The sequence below is a fragment of the Fructobacillus papyrifericola genome (assembly GCF_018437235.1).
Taxonomy (GTDB): domain Bacteria; phylum Bacillota; class Bacilli; order Lactobacillales; family Lactobacillaceae; genus Fructobacillus; species Fructobacillus papyrifericola.
This window is the reverse complement of sequence record NZ_JAAMFJ010000001.1, coordinates 339,419-354,549: the sequence shown is the minus strand read 5'-3', so window position 1 is coordinate 354,549 and position 15,131 is coordinate 339,419. Positions and strand designations below refer to the sequence as shown.

Annotated in this window: 14 protein-coding genes; all 14 read right to left on the bottom strand. The window is 46.4% G+C overall.

All coding sequences use genetic code 11. From position 1 onward, the window contains the following. Positions 1 to 43: 43 nt before the first annotated feature. The gene (gene lepA, locus G6R28_RS01615) at positions 44 to 1,897 is read right to left on the bottom strand and encodes a translation elongation factor 4 (protein WP_213792497.1); all 1,854 of its coding nucleotides are present in this window, start codon (positions 1,895 to 1,897) and stop codon (positions 44 to 46) included. A gap of 76 nt (positions 1,898 to 1,973) precedes the next feature. After that, entirely contained in the window at positions 1,974 to 2,279 is a 306-nt protein-coding gene (locus G6R28_RS01610) for a hypothetical protein (protein ID WP_213792496.1), read from the bottom strand. Between the two features lie 161 nt (positions 2,280 to 2,440). Continuing rightward, entirely contained in the window at positions 2,441 to 3,010 is a 570-nt protein-coding gene (locus G6R28_RS01605) for an ImmA/IrrE family metallo-endopeptidase (protein ID WP_213792495.1), read from the bottom strand. A gap of 508 nt (positions 3,011 to 3,518) precedes the next feature. Continuing rightward, positions 3,519 to 3,770: a hypothetical protein gene (locus tag G6R28_RS01600; protein WP_213792494.1), complete on the bottom strand. Its 252-nt coding sequence runs from the start codon at positions 3,768 to 3,770 to the stop codon at positions 3,519 to 3,521. Positions 3,771 to 4,022: 252 nt separating this feature from the next. Continuing rightward, positions 4,023 to 5,225: an MrcB family domain-containing protein gene (locus G6R28_RS01595; RefSeq protein ID WP_213792493.1), complete on the bottom strand. Its 1,203-nt coding sequence runs from the start codon at positions 5,223 to 5,225 to the stop codon at positions 4,023 to 4,025. Positions 5,226 to 5,370: 145 nt separating this feature from the next. Continuing rightward, the gene (locus tag G6R28_RS01590; RefSeq protein WP_213792492.1) at positions 5,371 to 6,450 is read right to left on the bottom strand and encodes an HNH endonuclease; all 1,080 of its coding nucleotides are present in this window, start codon (positions 6,448 to 6,450) and stop codon (positions 5,371 to 5,373) included. 113 nt (positions 6,451 to 6,563) lie between these two features. Continuing rightward, a complete protein-coding gene (gene glyS / locus G6R28_RS01585) occupies positions 6,564 to 8,621 on the bottom strand; it encodes a glycine--tRNA ligase subunit beta (protein WP_213792491.1) in 2,058 nt (685 codons plus the stop codon). Continuing rightward, positions 8,621 to 9,568 (bottom strand): glycine--tRNA ligase subunit alpha, encoded by a 948-nt coding sequence (glyQ, locus tag G6R28_RS01580; protein WP_213792490.1) that lies wholly within the window; start codon positions 9,566 to 9,568, stop codon positions 8,621 to 8,623. The genes glyS and glyQ overlap by 1 nt, the downstream gene beginning before the upstream one ends. 12 nt (positions 9,569 to 9,580) lie before the next feature. Next, positions 9,581 to 10,987, bottom strand: coding sequence for a DUF2130 domain-containing protein (locus G6R28_RS01575; RefSeq protein ID WP_213792489.1), 1,407 nt, complete (start codon positions 10,985 to 10,987; stop codon positions 9,581 to 9,583). Continuing rightward, positions 10,975 to 11,163: a hypothetical protein gene (locus tag G6R28_RS01570; RefSeq protein WP_213792488.1), complete on the bottom strand. Its 189-nt coding sequence runs from the start codon at positions 11,161 to 11,163 to the stop codon at positions 10,975 to 10,977. The genes G6R28_RS01575 and G6R28_RS01570 overlap by 13 nt, the downstream gene beginning before the upstream one ends. 72 nt (positions 11,164 to 11,235) lie before the next feature. After that, positions 11,236 to 12,633 (bottom strand): peptidoglycan amidohydrolase family protein, encoded by a 1,398-nt coding sequence (locus G6R28_RS01565; protein WP_213792487.1) that lies wholly within the window; start codon positions 12,631 to 12,633, stop codon positions 11,236 to 11,238. Positions 12,634 to 12,815: 182 nt separating this feature from the next. Beyond that, complete coding sequence (gene frr / locus G6R28_RS01560) at positions 12,816 to 13,361, bottom strand: ribosome recycling factor (protein WP_213792486.1); 546 nt, start codon at positions 13,359 to 13,361, stop codon at positions 12,816 to 12,818. Beyond that, positions 13,361 to 14,089, bottom strand: coding sequence for a UMP kinase (gene pyrH / locus G6R28_RS01555; protein WP_213792485.1), 729 nt, complete (start codon positions 14,087 to 14,089; stop codon positions 13,361 to 13,363). The genes frr and pyrH overlap by 1 nt, the downstream gene beginning before the upstream one ends. Before the next feature lie 89 nt (positions 14,090 to 14,178). Then, entirely contained in the window at positions 14,179 to 15,057 is an 879-nt protein-coding gene (tsf, locus tag G6R28_RS01550; protein WP_213792484.1) for a translation elongation factor Ts, read from the bottom strand. Positions 15,058 to 15,131 lie beyond the last annotated feature (74 nt).

Sequence of the window (15,131 nt, the reverse complement as noted above, 5' to 3'; positions counted from 1 at the left end):
GATTCACTAGAAATCGTTCCTTTTAAAAATTCCTTGTTAACACCTAGTTTCCCCGGGCGAACTTCTCATCGTCTTCCGTCCGAAGAACGGCCATGAAGGCTTCCTGTGGTACCGTGACGGTTCCAACAGCCTTCATCCGGGCCTTTCCACGCTTCTGCTTATCAAGCAGCTTGGCCCGTCGGTCCGGATCACCCGTGTGGATCTTTGAGGTGACGTCCTTTCGGTAGGCCTTGATGTTCGTTCGAGCCAGAATCTTATTACCAATGGCCGCCTGAACGGGGATTTCAAAGTTCTGTCGAGGAATGATTTCCTTCAGCTTAGCCGTAATGATACGGCCCCGTTCCGCAGCAAAGTCCCGGTGGACAATGAAGGACAGGGCATCAACCCGCTCCGAATTCAACAGGATATCGATCTTGACCAGATCGGCCGGACGGTAGCCCGACAGTTCATAATCCAGCGAGGCAAAGCCTCGAGTCGATGACTTTAATCGGTCGAAGAAGTTAAAGATGATTTCAGACAATGGCAAGTAATACTTGACATTGACCCGGTTATCATCCAGGTACTCCATCGTGTCGAACTCACCACGCTTCCGCTGGGCCAGTTCCATGACCGCCCCAACATATTCTTCTGGGACCATCAACTGGGCGTGCACGTAGGGTTCTTGAATTTCACGAATGTTTTGTGGCTCCGGCAACTCCGATGGGTTTTCAATCATCAAGGTTTCACCGTCAACCGTTTTGACTTGGTAGGTAACGGACGGTGCCGTCGTGACCAAATCAAGGTCAAACTCGCGTTCCAAACGTTCTTGAATGACGTCCATGTGCAAGAGGCCCAAGAAACCGACACGGAAACCAAAGCCCAAGGCCTGTGAAGTTTCCGGTTCAAAAGTCAAAGCCGCATCGTTTAGCTGCAGCTTTTCCAAGGCTTCCCGCAAGTCACCATACTTGGCGTTATCGGCTGGATACAGACCGGAATAAACCATTGGCGTCATTGGCTTATAACCTGGCAAAGGCTCGTCAGCTGGATTATTTACCAAGGTCACCGTATCACCGGAGTGAGTCGTGCTAATGTCTTTAATGGCGGCCGTCAAATAACCAACGTCACCAGCCATTAGGTAGTCACGCTTCTGAGCATCGGGTGACATGACGCCGACTTCGGTAACCTCGTACTCAGCTCCTGTGTTCATCATACGGACTTTGTCCCCGGGCTTCACGAAGCCTTCGCGAACACGAATGTTGACCACAACGCCCCGGTATGGGTCGTATTGGGAATCAAAAATCAGGGCTCGCAACGGTGCCTCTAAATCGCCATCCGGTGCTGGAAAGTCCGAAACGATTCGTTCCAAAAGTTCCGGGATTCCAATCCCCTTCTTGGCCGAAACCAAAACGGCATCGTCGGCTGGCAGGCCAATCATGTCCTCGATCTCCTGCTTAACCTTCGGAACGTCGGCCGATGGCAAGTCAATCTTGTTCAAAACCGGCAGGATTTCCAGGTCGTTATCGATGGCCAAATAAACGTTGGCCAAGGTCTGCGCCTCAACCCCCTGGGCTGCGTCGACAACCAAGATGGCCCCCTCAGCAGCGGCAAGGGAGCGGGAAACCTCATAGGAGAAGTCAACGTGCCCTGGCGTATCAATCAAGTGGAAGATGTACTCTTCTCCATCGTTTGCCTTGTAGTTCACCTCGACGGCGTTCAGCTTGATGGTAATCCCACGTTCCCGTTCCAGGTCCATGGTGTCCAGCAACTGGCTTTGCATGTCGCGTTCAGCCACCGTCTTGGTCTGCTCCAAAATCCGATCGGCAATCGTGGACTTCCCGTGGTCAATGTGGGCCACGATAGAAAAATTGCGAATCCGCTTCTGTCGTTCTTTCAATTGGTCAATTGTAAAATCAGCCATCTTCACCTGCTTTATCAGTGTATTTAGTCCTCTCTATTTTACACGAAAAAGCCCTTTAAATAAAGCCTCATCCCCTTCACTCCTCTTTTCCTTTGCTTGGTTCATTGCCAATCAGATCAAAGAGTTCAATCATTTGCTTTTCTGCGGTAAAGCCGTATTTGACCATGGCCATGAAGGCCGAAAGTAAGGTGGCAAAGAAGGTCCCAACAAGTGCGATCTTTAAAGTATCCGAATAGAAGCTAGATTGCTTTGACAGCATATTGATTGGATCGATAATGATATAAAAAATCAACATCGTTACGCAGGTTAAAAACCAAATGTAAAAAGTAGAAAAACGTTTTCGAATGGCCGCCTTACCGGCAATGTCTTCGCTAATGGCCACAATGATTTCCTATCGAAAGGAAATACTCTGCTGATCGCGCAGGTCATGAAAACTCATCTTATTGGAATCATTTACTGAACCATTTGTCTCCCTTTGTCCATCAGCACGTAAATCCTCAATCAAATTCGCTAGATTCTTCCGGAAGGAAGGATCCGTGAAATCTACCATTCCCCACCTCGTTTTCTGACAAAGCCCAGCTGCTTGCGCGCGACCAGTTCCCTTACGTAATATCGCGCTACTAATTGTTCAATCGTCTTTTCTGTGTGATGCCCATTTTCTGCATCGCATTTTTCCACCTCCTGATAAGGCATCAGAAAATTCCTGGCAAAGTCGTCCATCATCTTTTCCCTTTGAATCGTCCTTACATCGAGGCTTTTTCCAGCACGGCGATAATGGGTCACGTTTAAAACGCCCTCTAATTCACTAAACTCTTCTGGATTCTTATAGGGTTCGGGCAGCCAGCCATAATCAATGATTAGGTGGCCAATCTCATGGGCCAGTGAAAAGATCTGCTTCTTTTCCGAATCGCGATCATTAACCGCAATAATCGGGTGGTGGGTAACATTATCCCACTTCAATAAAGCTGAAATCTGCTGATCAAAAAAGCCCAACAATTCCACCCCTAACCCTTCCAAGCGGCTAAAAAGGTCTCGGTTATCTTCCAAACGAAAGATACCCGCTCGGATATCGGCTGCCAATCTGGCCACTGCCATCATTTTTTCATCGTCCATTGATGACCTCCTTTAGCTAATACTACGAAGAACAGAATCAAAACTTGCTTTTATTTCTAAATCTAGCATGGCCACAAAGCTGGCGTTATGAAGAATTGAAATAAAAAACGCTTGCCTCTGGCAGCAGCGTTTGAAAGTCATAAGTTATCCAAGACGCCTTCTATGCTCATTCATCATAAAGCGGTAGAGGGTCTTGTCCGATTATATTTTACTAGCTATACTAAAGGCATAAAGAAAGGGATGTGGCAATCCCCACATCCCCCATAGCAGACCCACAAAGTGGTGACGCTCTTTACAGATTACAGTTAATAATCATCTCGAGCGGCCAAAGCAGAGATGGTTATTTTTTTAGGCTCATTTTTACAAATTCAAGGCTTCTCTAAATCACCCTTAGCATAAACACAATAACCAAAAAAGGCGAACACACAGTTCGCCTTTTTTAATACATTAAAAATGGTTTAGGGCCACCGATTGTATGTACATCAGCATTTTACGTGGCACCCTTTGCTTAATCAAGATATCGTTCCCTGCCATAAAGCCTCTCATCATCAAATAAACCGCTTTCACGGTTAAATGCCGCAATCTTTTCAGGGTCTTCATTCCATATGTCCGGGTATGTCTCCCTATCGTTACCCAGGAAGTTGACCAAGATTTTATCTGCCAGTTTTCGAGTATCCAGAACGTCTTCGGCAGTAATTTCAATCGCTCCAAAGCTCTCTAATGAATCAGCTGTATTGTTTTCACTTATGTCCTTTGTCATGTTCTTATCTCCTTGTTCGATTAGTAAAGGCCTCATATTGATTTCCACGATTCATCATTTGTTAACATAATTTCCACCCTAATATTAGTAAGATGACATGCCATCTTACTAATATTCTTTCCTCCTCGCTAAATGATACGAAGCTGGAGGTAAAAATACTCATGATTCCCCTTGTTTACATTCATCATTTATCCGCCATCATTATACTTCCGCTAAAATAAAAAAACGACCTTTACGATCGTTTAGGACAAGTTATTTTAAATTCACTTGATAAGCTGCTGGTATGAGGTTGAGTTCTTGTTCAATATTTTGTCCTTGAATTTTGTAGAACTTAACTTGGTCAATATTTTTCTTGGCGAGATCTGTGAACTGATAGAGTCGATAGATAACGTAGTTTTCCTTGTTTTCCAAAGCAAACGCATACTCATTTTGACTCATAAAGAATGGAGCAGTTGCCTCATTATTCGTGGTCTTCACTTCAATGTAGAGCGGACTACCGTCGAAATTAAAGGAAAAGATGTCGTAACCATCCCCGTCCCCTTCTTTCGAAACACGCTTTACCTTATTTTGTAAATCCGGATAATTGGCAAGCCGTTCTTTTTCGTACTCAAGGACTAACTCTTCCCCACTCAATCCTAACTTTTGTTTTCTCTCTTGTTCTGCTAGATAATCAGTCTTTCTTACGGTCCTGTTTTTCCTACCCTTTGCAGATTTTGACTTTTTCCGGGGGATAGGACGCTCCTTTTCAATAAGTGACGCATGCTCCAGCTTGTCCGCAATTGTCTCAGCTTCTTCCGCGTTATCAGTATAAGAGGTGATGCGTTGGTAATTTAAAATATAGGTCGCGCTCTTTTCAAGATCCTTCGTGTCTTGCAACATTGCTTTCAAATTCAAGAACTTTGACCACATCAACTCAAGATCTTTCACCAGTTCGGTATTTGAAGGGAGTTGATTAGCGTCATACTCGATACTATAGATCTCTCCTGCCTCATAGCCAAAAGCAAGGTTATGCTTCGAGGAATTTGCTGAAAGCTTCATTGGAAGCGCGGTATTTCTGATAGATAATTCATTTTGAAAATAGGAAGCAACTGCCTTCGCTTTTGCTTCAGCGCTCATATCAATCGTTTCATCTTTAAATTCTTTTTCCCAGAAAGTCCATCCTTGGTTAAGGGAAAGATAAACACGCTTCATATCTTCAGAGAAAAGATAAACCACGAAGAAGCCACGTTGAACCGATTTTGTAATCTCGGTATCACAAATCGCAATCCAAGGGGCTGCTGCCCATAGGCTTGTTCCCCCTGACCCATATATCTTCACGTTATCAGTACTAAAGGACAACCCATCTGCATCAATTCCTTCACGAAAAGTTGCTGCCAACCAGTTAGCTTTGAAGGGCTTTTCCTTTTCCGCCAAATAATTATCAAATACTGTTTCTAACGTATCGTGTATGTTCATCTTCCGCTTCCTCTTATACATTTCTAGAATTATTGTATAACAAATGGTGAATTCTAGAATGAAAGAAGTAGATAAATTGGCGGGGAGCTAAACCTGCTCCATATTTTTATCAATAAAAAGCTCCTCATAAACGAGGAGCTTTTAATCAACTATTCAAAATTTTATTAGACTTGCTACGGTTACACTTCCAGCACAACGTCTGTAAATTCGTTTCCATAGTCATTCCACCTTTAGAAACTGGAACAATATGGTCAATTTCGAGAAGCAAGTGTGGTTCACTCATTGTCGAAATACCACAATTTTGACAAGTGTATAGGTCACGCGCTTTAATTCTCTCACGTAATTTGTTGGACATCAATGCGCGTTGTCCTGCGACAGATTTCTTAAAACGAATTTTATGGGCAATATATTCAGCAAGTTCATCAATACGTTCTGAATCTAAACTTATCACTGTTTGTTGTGTACTTTTTCCTCCAGGACTAACATAATTAAAATAATATTTTTCGTAAGGAACAGAAAGAGATGGAAAATCAATACCAACTTGCTCTAAGAATTCATTCTTAAATTTCTTTTGAATAAGATATGGTGGCTTCACCATCTCGGTTATAGAATTGACTCGGTCCTCTAGATTTTGAATTGCATTCTTTAATCGGGAAACATTTTCTCCAACCTCTTCAATTCGCTGAAGGTTATATTCAGTAGCCTCTATATTAAAATACTTACTTAAATATCTTATTGGTTGAAGTGAAGCGCTATGAACAATAGGTAAAGTTACATTAACACTATGAGTATCAGGTTTTATCTCATGATTACGCACATAATTATAACGGCTCAAATTAATATACTCAGCGGGTCGTTCTAACTGATTCCGACCTGCTTGAAAGTTAAACTGATTTTGTCGAAACATGTTATTAGCATAATTCATCACATTGTTGAAATCACTAACTGCATTTTTAACTTCACGTTTATGCTTAAGAAATTTTTTACTATGAAAATAATAAAATTTAAAAATATGGGGCGTAACGATGTAAATAACTACACCTATAATGATCCAAATTAAAACATGCATTATTCCTTGTTCAAAATTTGTCACAGCATCAGTATTTACATTAACGTTGAATCCAATTTTGTCCCAACCAATTAAAATATAATTCCATACGATCGTTAAGTAGTCTAAAACAATTGTAAGACCCGATTCGATATTTTCGATAACCTTGTCGACCATTCTCTCTATTCCCGTTTAATTCTCTCTATTTAAAAATAATTATTAGAAAAATCGTTAATATCTAATTTACAATAAAAAAGCTGGAATTTATCCAACTTTTAATATACGTCCACTTACTTAATCACGATTTCCTCGATGTTGCCGAGAGCGTTGATGAGCTTGTTGATGGCGTTCAACTGAGCGTAGCGGTTGTTTTTGACCGCTTCGTTGTCATCGTTAACCATGGTGTTGTCGAAGTAGGCAGCGATTGGTGCCTGCAGGGCAGCCAAGGCGTGGTAAAGTGCGTCAGCCCCTTCTGCTTCCAGTGCTTCGACAGACAAGTCCTTCGTTGCTTCGTAAAGGGCCTTTTCCTGATCGTTTTGAAGGAGGTTTGGATCAACGACAGCGTCCACTTCTTCCTTCTTAGCCAAACGCGCCACACGGGACAGTGATTCCATGACTTCACGAAAGTCAGCATCCGTTGAGTGGGCCGCTAGGACTTTGGTCCGGTCTTCGATGAAGACAAAGTCACCAGTCGTGACATTGGCCGTTCCGGCCGTCACGATGTCCTTGCGGATACCGGCGTCCAAAGCCTGCTTGCGAACACGGTCGGTCAAAAAGGCGATCACCTGTTCCAGGTTGGCGTCGGCGACGTCCCCGTTAGACTGCTTGAATGCAGCAAGCAAGTCCAAAAGGTTCAGGTGCCAGTCAAAGGCTTCCAGAGTGCGAACCACACCGGTTGCGGCACGACGGAGACCGTAAGGGTCGTTGGCCCCTGATGGCGCCATGTCGTGGGCAAAGAAGGTCACAATCGCATCCAACTTGTCGGCCATGGCCAAAACGGCACCGACCTTGGTCTCAGCAACCGCACCATCGGCTGAGGTTGGCAGGTAGTGTTCGTAGATGGCCTTGGCCACGGCATCGTTTTCGCCCATCAACTTGGCGTAGTGCTCACCCATGACACCCTGCAATTCGTCGAATTCACCGACCATGCCGGTCATCAAATCGAACTTGTAGATTTCAGCAGCACGGGCTAGGTCGGCCTGTTCGGCAACCGATAGACCAAGAGCCTGGGCCAATTGGGCCGACAGCCCTTGGACCCGCTGCATGTGCTCGTAAACCGTTCCAATCTTTTCGTGGAAGACCAGTTTTTTCACACGGTCCATGTAATCGGCAATCGACTTTTGCTGATCTTCCTTGTAGAAGAAGGCCGCGTCTTCCAAGCGGGCCACGAGGACTTTTTCATTTCCACGGGCCACGTTTTCGATAAAGTCGGCGTTTCCGTTTCGAACGGACAGGAAGTGTGGCAGCAAGTCCCCTGCCTCGTTTGTCACGAAGAAGAAGCGCTGGTGGTCACGCATGGAGGTAATCAAGACTTCCTTTGGCAAAGCCAGGTACTTCTCGTCGAAGTTTCCGGCAAAGGCCGTTGGCCACTCAACGATGTTGTTAACCTCTTCCAAGAGGTCCTTGGCCATGTCCGAATTCAAATCAAGCTGCCAGTTGTTGTTTTGAGCGATTTGTGTCAACTGGTCTTGAATCAATTGCTTGCGCTTGTCGGCATCGACCAAGACAAAGGCGTCGTTGAGCGCCTTTTCGTAGTCTTTGGCAGAGGCAACCGTAACGTTCGCTGTTGACAGGAAGCGGTGACCCCGAGTGGTTTGTCCGGCTTTGACGTGGAGCACTTCAAATGGCACCACTTCTTCGTCCAAGAGTGAAACGATCCAGCGAATTGGTCGGATGTAGTGGAAGGAGTGGTTGCCCCACTTCATGTAGGTGGTAAAAGTCATTTGTTCAACAACTTCTTCACCAATCTTTGACAAGATTTCCTTAGCGGGCACACCAGCAATTTGCTTTTCGGCCCAGAGGTATCCGTCCTTTTCAGTCAGTTCATCCGGCGTCGTGCCCTGACCCCGAGCAAAGCCCTGGGCGGCCTTTGACCAGTTTCCCTGATCGTCCTTGGCCCGGTCAACGGCCGGTCCGCGCTTAATTTCTGAAACTGCTTCGGACCCTTCGGCAAGGCCAGTCAATTGCACGGCCAAGCGACGGGGCGTTGAAAAGGGCTTAATTGCTTGAACAGCCAAGCGATGTTCGTCTAAAAAGTCCTTCACACGCTTGACCAGCTGCTTTTCAGAAGCCGTCACCAAGTGAGCGGGCATTTCTTCCAATCCAATTTCTAAGATGTAATCAGCCATTAGTTCTGCTCCTCCTTCTTGGCGTACTTTCCCTTTTCACCCAGGTACTTGTCGCGCAGTGCTTCGTCCTTTAACAGTGGGAAGCCCAACTTTGCTCGTTCTTCGATAAAGACTTTGGATACCTGACGGGCCATGGCACGGATGCGGTGCAGGTAGCCGGCGCGTTCCGTAACGGAAACCGTTCCGCGGGCGTCCAAAAGGTTAAAGGTGTGCGATGACTTTAGAATGTAGTCGTAGGCTGGGTGCACCAGTCCGAGTTCTAGATTGTGCTTGGCTTCGGCTTCGTAGTCGTCGAAGTGGCGGAGCAACATCTCCTGGTTGGATTCTTCAAAGGCATACTTGGAGTGTTCGTATTCTGGTTCCTTGAAGATGTCACCGTAGAGCACGCCGTGACCCCATTCGAGGTCATAAACGGTTGGCACGTCTTGGATATAAGAAGCCAGACGTTCCAAACCATAGGTAATTTCAGAGGTCACGGAATCAACTTCGATTCCACCAACCTGTTGGAAGTAGGTAAACTGCGTCACTTCCATTCCGTCCAACCAAACTTCCCAGCCGATACCAGCAGCCCCCATGGAAGGGTTTTCCCAGTTATCTTCGACAAAGCGAATGTCGTGTTCCAAGGGCTTGATACCCAAAGCTTCCAAAGAAGCCAGGTAGAGTTCTTGGATGTTGTCGGGCGATGGCTTCATGACCACCTGGAACTGGTGGTGCTGGAAGAGTCGGTTCGGGTTATCCCCATAACGACCATCGGCCGGACGACGGGATGGCTGCACGTAGGCAGCTGCCCATGGTTCCGGTCCGTTGGCACGTAAGAAGGTGTAGGGACTTTGGGTTCCGGCACCGACTTCGTTGTCGTAGGCTTGCATAAGGTTGGCCCCCTTTGCCGCCCAGAATTCTTGCAAAGTCAGGATGATGTCCTGTAGTGAAAGTTTCTTCTCTGTCATAATTTCCTCAATCTAATCCTTCTTTAATTCGTCAAACTTGGCCTGCATGGTTGGATTGCCACGGGTCAGCTTTTTAACCGACACATCGTCTAACTTACTGTTTGCCAAACGGAGCTGGTTTTCAGAAGTTGTCAGCTTCCGCTTGACCTCTTCCATCCGCTTAATGGCCTTGTCGATTTCGTCGATGGCCGCCTGGAAATTCTTTGAATAGGACTGGTAGTTCTTGGCGAACTTGTCCTTGAAAGAATTAATGTTTTCTTCAAAGTTAGTAATGTCGATATTTTGGTTCCGCTCTTCTTGCAACTGACGCTTGTACTGCACCGAATCAAGGGCGGCGTTTCGCAAAAGCCCAATGAAGTGCACGAAGAACTGGGGGCGAATCACGTACATTTTCTCGTACTCGTGAACCTGGACAATCCCCGTGTTGTATAGGTCGTTGTCGGATTCTAGCAAGGAGACAAGCACAGCGTATTCCGTCCCCTTTTCCTTTCGGTCCTTGTCCAATTCCTTGAAAAAGTCGCTGTTTTTATGCTTCTTTTCCGTGGTATCGGCCTCGTTTTTCATGTCAAACATGATGGAAATGAATTCGATCCCGTCCTGGTAATCCCGGAAGATGAAATCCCCCTTCGAACCGGTTTCCTTCGATACCTCGTTGTCCTTTTCGAAGTAGGCGTTTGGAAAGGCGTAGGGCCGAATCTTATCGAACTCTTGGTGGGCGTAGACTTCCAGTGACTCACCGATTTCCTTGGTCGACTGCTTGGCCTTAAAGTCCTTGTAGAATTCGACTTGGTCCTGGGCGGCTTTTAACTGGGCCTCGTAATCGGCCTTGGTTTCTGATAGGGCCAATTGCCGGTCCCGGTCTTGGTTTTGGACCTGGTTCTTTAACTCAAGCAACTGCCGTTCGAGTCCCTGTTGCTCCTTTGAAGCCTTTTCTTTGCTTTCCTGAAGGCTCTGTTGTAACTTAGCCTTCTCCTCTTCAGCTGCCTTGCGAAGGGCCTCTTTTTCGGCCTGCTCCTTGGCCAGCAAGTCTGCCTTTTGTCGTTCCAGGGCCAAAGCCTGTTCGGATTCCTGCTGCTTTTTGGCACTGGCCAAGTCTGCTTTTAACTGCAGCAGTTCTTCTTGAAGACGGTTGCGCTCCTTTTGCGCCTCGTCTTTAGCCGCTTGCTTGGCCTGCTCTACGGAGAACTTGGCGGCTTCCTTTTCCTTTTCAACTTGAGAAGAAAGAAGGGCCTGCTGACTTTTCTCCCAGGCGGCCTTTTCGTCCTTGATGCGCTGCTCAATGCTGTCTTGCACGGCTTTTGATAGCGTTTCGGTATCGACTTTTTGCTCGTCTTTTAAATCCAGAGTGTCGCCGACTTTACCGGGCTCTTGCAAGACCAGCAGGGTTTCGGATTGCACGCTGTACTTTAACTTGGCCATCGTCCCTCCTTTAAGACAAAAAACCGCGCCAAACGGTCCAATGCCAAAATTTCTTTGACATCAGGACGCTTGCGCGCGGTTCCACCTGATTTCCAGAGCTGTGCTCTGACACTTTCGTTATCACCATTTTCTCTCCGGGTGCCAAACCGGGTCATAGACAATGATTGCTTATCCATATTATGCTATTTTCAGGGAAAAAAGGCAAGAAAAAAGGGCTGAAATCCTTCAGCTCTTTTTCAATAATCCGTTTAGTTATGACGGTATACGTATGAATAAGGATAACCATTAACAGCCGTATAGTAGGCAAAGTCGTGCTCCGAAACAGCCGAATTGTAGCCACCATTCGTCCAGTAATCAACCGAAATCTCACGTGCTCCACGACCGTTATCACCATCACCTTGGTTAATGACCATAATGTGACCAGCAGCACCACCAGATTGTCCCTGCTTACCCCAAACAACAATGTCACCAGCGTTTTTCTTCACGCTACTGTTATTTTCAGCAACGAGATAGTAGCCATTGGCCTTCAAGTAGTCATGGATGGAATCCGTGTTATAAATATAAGCCGGCTTGGAAGCACCGGCCTCCATCAATGCCTGCACCATGGCACCAGAACAATCCGCAGTGCCATCAGCTCCCGTTCGGGAACCGTACATGGAATATGTTAACTGTCCATAATGACGATAGAACCAGTTGACCACTTCACTACTTGCAAAACGGCGGTAGTAAGAACCATCATCGCCAAAGAAGTACCACTGACCGTCAATGTATTGGGAGCCTTGAACTGCACGGCCATCACCATCCGTATAGTAAGTTAAGCCCCAAGCCTGACGCCAACCGGCGTTTTGACGAACGCCATCAACAAACCAGTAGTAAGTGCCAGCATAGTAACGGAAACCAGTGTACAATTGACCGTTTTCGTACCAGCGGTAGCCACCGTTTGCAGGTGATCCATCCCAAACATAACCATTCACTGGTCGGCTATAATAGGTCCCATCTTCACCAAAGTCGTAGACTTTTCCATCAATCACACGGGTACCTTGTACGGCACGGCCGTCTTGATCAGTATAGTATGTGAGCCCCCAGGCCTGACGCCAGCCCTCGTTTTGACGAACGCCATCAACGAACCAGTAGTAGGTTCCAGCATAGTATCGGAATCCCGTGTACAGCTGACCATTTTCATACCAACGGTAACCACCATTTTGAGAAGAACCATCGTAAAGATAACCGTTCACTGGACGACTAAAATAAGTCCCATCATTTCCAAAATCGTAAACCTTACCATCGATAACACGCTGTCCCTGAACCGCACGCCCGTCATTATCCGTATAATAAGTCATGCCCCAGGCTTGACGCCAGCCCTCGTTTTGACGAACACCGTTCACAAACCAATAGTAAGTGCCCATGTAATAACGAAAACCAGTGTATAACTGACCATTTTCGAACCAGTTGTAGCCACCATTAGCCGTTGATACGTCAGGTGAATAGATATACCCTGTTACATGTTCATTGGCATACCTATCTAAGACCGACTGGCTCTGAGGTTGGGGATTATTATCATCTGCCTTCACTTGATTTTGATTCATAAAGGCAGCGCCGGCCATTGCCACAGCCACCGTTGCCAAAATTTTCTTATGACTTCCCATCTTTCCCGTCCTTTAGAAACATTTTAATATCTTTTAAATTTGATTTAACTTACTCAATAATAGCACATTTAATTGAAAGTATCTAAAAAAGAAACGGTTAAAAAGCCTAAATTAAAGCGATTTTAAACTATTACCATTACTTTACAGGAGCAAAATAAAAAAGCTGCTCACGCAGCTTTTCATTAAATCGTCAGCAATTCCTTTTCCTTGTCAGCGGCGATTTCATCAATGGCCTTGATGTTGTCATCCGTCAACTTTTGAATCTTGTCTTCTGATTCGTGAACCTGATCTTCAGTCAAGTCCTTATCCTTCTTGATGGCGTCCATGGCATCACGACGAACGTTACGAACGGCAACCTTGGACTTTTCGGCTTCGGCCTTCACTTCCTTAGCCAATTCCTTACGACGTTCTTCCGTCATTTGTGGAATGGCCAAACGGACAATGTTTCCATCCGATGCAGGATTCAAGCCCAGGTCAGAAACGTTAATGGCCGTAATGATGGCTTCCAAAGCACTCTTGTCAAAGGGCGTAATCAAGAGCATCCGGGCTTCTGGCACGGAAATGGAAGCGACCTGGTTCAAAGGCACCATGGCTCCGTAGTATTCCACTTCAACACGGTCCAAAATACGTGGGTTGGCACGGCCAGTCCGGATTTCGGCCAATTCACGACGGAGGGCATCCTGTGCGCCCTTCATCTTCTCTGTTGCTTGATTAAAATCAATTGCCATTACTTTTCTTCTCCCGTAACCGTCGTTCCGATGTTTTCACCGGCAATGACTTTTTGAATGTTGCCTGGCTGGTTCAAGTTGAAGACAACCAGTGGCATGTTGTTGTCCATCGACATCGTTGAGGCCGTGGCATCCATGACCTTCAAGCCCTTTTGGATAATATCCAAGTGGGTCAAGTGACTGAACTTCTTGGCTTCTGGATTCGTCTTTGGATCGGCATCGTAAACACCGTCAACACCGTTCTTCGCCATCAAAATGGCATCGGCGTTGATTTCGTTGGCACGCAGGGCGGCCGTCGTGTCCGTTGAGAAGTAAGGTGAACCGATACCAGCGGCAAAAATCACGATCCGGCCCTTTTCAAGGTGACGGATGGCCCGACCACGGATGTATGGTTCGGCGATTTGCTGCATGGTGATGGCCGTTTGCACGCGCGTTTGAACGCCGGCCCGTTCCAAGGCATCTTGCAAGACGAGGGCGTTCATGGTCGTCCCCAGCATTCCCGTATAATCAGCCCGTGAGCGTTCCATGCCGACCTTGGAAGCCGGTTCGCCACGCCAGAGGTTTCCACCACCAACAACGATGGCGATCTCCGTTCCCATTTCGTGAACGGACTTGATCTCGTTGGCAATTGATGAAACCGTCTCCAAGTCAATTCCCTGGCCCTTAGCTCCAGCTAAAGCTTCGCCAGACAACTTCATCAAAACACGCTTGTATTTCTTTTCAGTCATGGTGTCTCCTTTTTCTTACCATCCATTATAGCAAAGGAATCAGTTTTCGTCCGTAAAAAAAGTGTCCAAAAAGGACACTTTTTTGGGTCTTATTGACCGATTTGCTTGGCAACTTCGTCAGCCAAGTTAGTTTGTTGCTTTTCGATTCCTTCACCAACTTGGTAGCGAACGAATGACTTAACCGTCAAACCGTTTTCCTTAGCAAAGTCAGCGACCTTTTGGTCGCCGTTCTTCACGAATGGTTGGTCCAACAATGAGATTTCAGCCAAGAACTTCTTGATACGTCCTTCAACCATCTTTTCCTTAATGTTGTCAGGCTTACCGTTCAAGTCTTCAGAAGCCAATTGCACTTCCTTTTCCTTAGCAACAACTTCTGCAGGAACGTCGGCATCGGATACGTATTGTGGTGCAATGGCCGCAATGTGCATGGCGATGTCACGGGCTGCTTCAGCGTTTGAGCCTTCAAACAAAGCCAATGCTGAGATTGAGCCACCCATGTGTGAGTAGGCACCAAAGACTTCACCATCGTTCTTTGTCATCGTTTCGAAACGACGCAAAGTGATCTTTTCACCAGTGATCTGGGAAACGTTGATAATCATGTCGTTAACCGTGCGACCTTCTTCGCCTGGCAAGGCCAAAGCGGCTTCAACGTCTGCAGGTTGGGCTTCCAAAATGATCTTCGTCACAGCAGCCAACAAGTCGTTAAATTCCTTGTTTCCGGCAACGAAGTCCGTTTCAGAGTTCAATTCGATGATGGCAGCCTTGTTGCCTTCTTCCATGACGTAAGTCATACCTTCGGCAGCGACACGGTCACCCTTCTTAGCGGCCTTTGCCATTCCCTTTTCACGCAACAAGTCGATTGCCTTTTGGATGTCACCTTCAGCTTCAACCAAAGCCTTCTTGGCATCCATCATTCCAACGGACGTCTTGTCACGTAATTCCTTAACCATCTTTGCTGTAACAGCCATATCAAGAGCTCCTTTTTCGTTCAAATAAAAATGCCGTGCCAGCGTCCCAAGCAGGTCCACCGGAACGGCAAATC